This is a genomic window from Blastococcus sp. SYSU DS0616, from assembly GCF_054051015.1.
In genome coordinates, this window is sequence record NZ_JBJHAJ010000050.1 from 1 (window position 1) to 5105 (window position 5105).

A 5105-nucleotide genomic window follows, 5' to 3' on the forward strand; every position below is an offset into this window, starting at 1 on the left:
CCTCGCCGTCCACGACGTCCAGAGCAGTCGGCACGCCCATCCCCCGTCGAGCAGTCGTCGAATCCGTGCGGACTGTAAGGAAACGGACCAGTCCGATGGGGTGAGGTCAGTCGATCTGTGGACAGGGACCGGCTCGATCGGCACAAGAGCACCCGGTCGGGTGAACGGCCGGTCCGGTCAGGGCCGGGACCAGCCGGTCGAGTGCTCGGCCAGTTCGACGACGGCGTCGACCAGCGCGTCCCCGTCGAGCAGCACCCGGTCGTTGTGGTCCGCGCCGGGCACCTCGATCAGCCTGTGCAGCCGGGCCGCCGCCTCGGCGACGGCGCGGCTCTGCTCCGGCGGCACGATCGAGTCCTCGGTGCCCAGCACGACCGTCGTGGGCACCTCGACCCGCGCGATCCGCTCGGCCACCGGGAAGCGGTCGCGCAGCAGCGCCCGCACCGGAAGGACGGGGTAGTGCTCCGCGGCCACCGCCGGCAGGTCGACGAACGGCGAGCGCAGGACCAGGCCGGCCGGTGGGTGCTCGGTGGCCAGCTCGGTGACGACGGCGGCGCCCAGGCTCTCACCGAAGTAGAGGAGCCGGTCGGGCGCGACGCCCTCGTCGAGGAGGAAGTCCCGCGCGGCGCGGACGTCGGACGCCAGCGCCTCCTCGGTGGGGCTCCCCGGGTTGCCGGCGTAGCCCCGGTAGTCGAACAGCAGCACCCCCAGCCCGGCCTCGCCGAGCGCCTGCGCGAGGGGGGCGCGCAGGTCCCGGGAGCCGCCGTTGCCGTTGGCCACCAGGACCGTCGGCGCGCCGTCCCCCTCGGCCGGCAGGTGCCAGCCGGCGAGCTCCAGCCCGTCCCCGGTGGTCAGGACGACCTCCCGGCCGCCAGGGAGGGCGACCTCGACCGGGCGCGCCGGCCCGCCGTCGGGCAGGTAGACGAGGTTGCGCTGGAACACCCACAGCAGGCCGACCACGACCACGAGCAGCAGCACCACCGCACCAACGCTCACCAGTACCGACCGGACCACCCGCCCGATGATGCCCGCCCTCACCGCCCCGGGGCGGGGCGCCGCAGCACCGACGGTCGGCACACGGCCGCCACGCCCAGCACGAACACCGCCGTCGCGAGCAGGGCGGCGACGACCGACACCAGGTCGGTGAGCGCCCCGTTGAGCGCCGCGGCCAGCGGCCGCGAGCCGACGAAGCCGACCAGCCAGAGCGCCATGATCCGGCCGATGTACTCGCGCGGCACCCGGTCGTAGAGCAGCGTCGTGACGCCGTTCATGGCCAGCGTCATCCCCACGCCACCCACCGCGAAGGCCGCCACCGCGGCGGCCTCGCTCCCGGCCAGCGCCAGCCCGACCGCCGACAGTGTCAGCAGCACCAGACCGGTGGTGGCCAGCCGCGCGTGGTCGAGGAAGCGCAGCAGGGCGGCGTGGACGACGAAGCCCAGGAGCGCGCCGACGCCGAAGGCGGAGGCCAGCAGGCCGACCAGCTCCGGGCCGCCGCCGAGCCGGTCGGACAGCGCCGGGCCCAGCGTGACGGCGGGGTCGGCGCCGATCCCGACCGCGGTGATGCCGAGCAGCAGGACGCCCACCACCGGGTCGGTGCGCAGGTAGCGGATCCCCGCGGCGACCGACAGGCGCGGGCCCGGCGCGGTGGCCGCACCCGGCGTCCGGAGCCGGAACACCGCCAGCAGGAAGACGACGTGGCCGACCGCGGCGAGGCCGAACGCGACGCCGTACCCGGCGGTGGCGGCCACGATCCCGCCCACGGCCGGCCCGACCGCACGGCCCACCGAGAGCGTCAGGTTGTCCAGGGCGACGGCGCGGGGCAGCTCACCCGGGCGCACCAGCGACGGGAGCAGCGAGTGCATCGCCGGCCCGCCGACGGAGAACCCGATGCCGACGACGAGCGCGCAGACCATCACGACCCACGGCGGCACGTCGGCCACGTCGGGGGTGAGCAGGACCCAGCCGGCCAGCACCGCGGCCCCGAGCGCACACAGCGCGCGGCCGAGCAGGATCTGCCGGCGCGGGCTGCCCCGGTCGGCCATCGCGCCGCTCACCGGGGTCAGCACCAGCTGCGGCACGAACTGGGCGAAGCTGACCATCCCGACCAGGAACGCCGACGCGGTCAGCTGCCAGACCAGCGCCGCGCTCGCGATGTTCTGGATCCAGATGCCGACGTTGGCGAGCAGCTTGCCGGCCCAGTAGGGCCCGAACACGGGGTCGGTGACCAGCCGGCGGGACGGCCGGGGTGCGGCGGGTTCCGGCTCCGGTTCCGCTCCGCCGTCCACTGCCCGGCAATCTAGGCAGCGCCGCCGGACGCCGGCCACCCGGGGGTGGCCACGCCGGGCCCACCGACGCACGCGGACGGCGGAGGGCCCCCCTCCCCGGTGCGGGGAGGAGGGCCCTCGGTGGTCAGCCGTGCCGCGGATCAGCCCCCGGCGCCCGGCGCCGGGCACTCCTCGTAGAAGGCCCGCGTGCCGGTGCGCACCGGGGTGGTGAACTCGCACCCGTAGTTCGGGTCGGCGACGACCTCGGGGTCGAGCACCGAGGCGCCGGCCGGCGTCACGCCGTTCTCCACCCAGTCGACCAGGTCGAGGAACTGGTCGGCCGCCTCCTCGGGCGTGTACTCGCAGTGCCCGGCGGCCCGGATCGCCCGCTGGACCAGCAGGTCCGCGTTGCCCTGCGCGGCGACGTCGGCGGCGTAGTGCTGCTCCATGGAGAACGGCACGTAGTAGTCACCGAGGGTGTGCGAGGAGAGCACCGGGACGTCGATGTCACCGGTGAGCGCCGGGACGGGGACCGCCAGGCGGGTGCTCCGAGTCCCGGGCGCCGGCGCCACCCGCTCCACGCGCTGGTCGAGCGTGGAGCCGTCCTCGAAGGTGTGGTCCACCGGGTAGTCCTGGTCGGCGTTGGTCCACACCGCACCCGGCAGCACGCCCGCGAGGCCACTGGGCTCGTTGGTCACGACGCCGTAGACGAAGTTCTGCCCCTCCCAGTAGCCGAAGGCCTCGTCGTCACCGGGGCGCTCGCCGCCGGTGATCGCCGTGATGTTGGCGCGGAAGACCTCGCCCTCCTCGGTCAGCCCCTCGTACACCGGGGTCGGCGTGGTCGGGGTGCCGAGCGCGGCCTTGATCTGCGGCACGACCTCGGCGAAGTACTCCGTCTGCGACGGGAACGGGTAGGCGTCCACCCCCGCGAGCGTCTGCGCGAGCAGGTTGTAGTCGAGGAAGAAGTCGTAGAGCTCGAAGTCGCCCATGACGCCGCACATCGGCGCCGCGCCGTCCCACTCGACGCCGCGGTCGCGCTCCAGGAGCGTGCCGATGACGTGCCCGCCCATCGAGACGCCCTGCAGGTACCGCTGGTCGGCCCGCCCGACCCGCGCGTCGAAGATCCGCGCCAGCCGCTCGGTGGCGAGCGCACCGGCCTCGATGTCGTACCGGTTCTCGCCGTAGGAGGAGGCCGCCCAGGCGAAGCCGTTCTCGATGTAGGTGCGCCGCAGGTCGTAGCTGGGGTCGCTGACGTAGACGGTGGTGCCGGTCCCCCGGTAGCCGTGCTCCCAGAAGACGACGTCGCCGTTCCAGTCCAGCGGCACCTCGATGCGGTACGCCGAGCCGCGGTCGGTGCCGTAGAGCACCTTGCTGATCGGGTTGCCAGCCTCGTCGGTCAGGGGCACGAACTCCTGGCCGGCGGTCTCACCGGCGTAGTCGTAGCGCGGGTCGGCGACCGTCCAGCGCAGGTTGTAGACCCGCTCCTTCGGCGACTGCTGGACCGGCTGCCAGTCCGGGTTCGACACCTGTTCGTCGGAGGACGGGGGGACGGCGAGGGCGGGGCCCCCGACGGTGAACACACCGAGACCCACGCCTGCCGCGACAGCGAGGGGGGCCAACCGGTTGCGGTGCAGGGACACGAGACGACTCCTTCGTCGGCACTGTGCTGCTCGTCACAGCGGAGCGCCTCTGTGTACTCCATCCGGGTGACGGACCGGTACCCCACCCCCCGGACGACCTCAGCGCAGGACGGCCTGGATGAGGTGGGGGCCGGGCTCGGCCAGCGCCCGCCGTAGTTGGTCGGCCAGCTCGTCGGCGGTCGTCGCACGGCTCGCCGGCACGCCCATCCCCTGCGCGATCGCCACGAAGTCCAGCCGGGGGCCGCCGAGGTCGAGCAGCTGCCGCGCCCGCTCGCCGTCGTTGGCCGCGCCGACCCGCTTGAGCTCGTGCTCGAGGATCGCGTACGAGCCGTTGTCGCAGACGATCGTCGTGATGTCGGCCTGCTCGCGGGCGTAGCTCCACAGCGCCGAGATCGTGTACATCGCGCTGCCGTCGGCCTGGATGCCGATCACCGGCCGGTCGGGGCAGGCCACCGCCGCGCCCAGCGCCATCGGCAGCCCGTCGCCGATCGCGCCGCCGGTGAGCGAGAGCCAGTCGTGCCGCGGGCCGGCCGAGGTCATCTCGGTGAGCCCCGCGCCGGAGGTGAGCGCCTCGTCGACGACGACGGCGTCCTCGGGCAGCAGCGCGCCCACCACCGCGGCCATGCTGCGCGGGGTCAGCTCGCCGGTGGGCAGCTCGGGCCGCTCGAACTCCGCGACCTCCGGCTTCGCGTCCGGCGCGACGACGTCGGCCAGCGCCCGCAGCGCGGCGACGCCGTCCTCGCCCGGGGCGCTGAGCACGTGCACCGCGCAGTCCTCGGGCACCGGGTGGCCGGGCACCCCGGGGTAGCCGAAGAAGTGCACCGGCGCGGTGGTGCCGGCGAGCACCAGGTGCCGGGTGCCGGCGAGGGCGGCCATCGCCATCTCCGGCGGGTAGGGCAGCCGGTGCAGGTCGGGCAGGCCGGCGCCGCGCGCCGACCGGGCCGGGAACGTCTCGACCATCAGCCGGACCCCGGTGCCCGCGGCGACCTGGGCGGCGGCCAGCTGGCCCTCCTGCGTCATGACGTCGCCACCGAGCAGGAGCACCACCGGCTCGGCGGACCGCACGACCGAGGCGACGTCCTCGACCACGGACGGGGCGACGTGGGGGGGGGGGGGGGCCGGGGGGGGGGGGGGGGGGGGGGGGGCCGGCGCCGAGCAGCCGGGCGGCGGGCGGCTGATCGGTGGGGTGGGCGTGGCGCGGTGG

4 protein-coding genes are annotated in these 5105 nt (G+C 75.0%); all 4 read right to left on the reverse strand.

Annotated elements, in window-relative coordinates:
• Positions 1-177 precede the first annotated feature (177 nt).
• Positions 178-993, reverse strand: coding sequence for an alpha/beta hydrolase (locus ACI79K_RS20950; RefSeq protein WP_456600660.1), 816 nt, complete (start codon positions 991-993; stop codon positions 178-180).
• A gap of 38 nt (positions 994-1031) precedes the next feature.
• Positions 1032-2282, reverse strand: coding sequence for an MFS transporter (locus ACI79K_RS20955; RefSeq protein WP_456600661.1), 1251 nt, complete (start codon positions 2280-2282; stop codon positions 1032-1034).
• Between the two features lie 140 nt (positions 2283-2422).
• Positions 2423-3901 (reverse strand): esterase, encoded by a 1479-nt coding sequence (locus tag ACI79K_RS20960; protein ID WP_456600662.1) that lies wholly within the window; start codon positions 3899-3901, stop codon positions 2423-2425.
• A gap of 99 nt (positions 3902-4000) precedes the next feature.
• A complete protein-coding gene (locus ACI79K_RS20965; RefSeq protein WP_456600663.1) occupies positions 4001-5080 on the reverse strand; it encodes an acetolactate synthase large subunit in 1080 nt (359 codons plus the stop codon).
• Between the last annotated feature and the right edge of the window lie 25 nt (positions 5081-5105).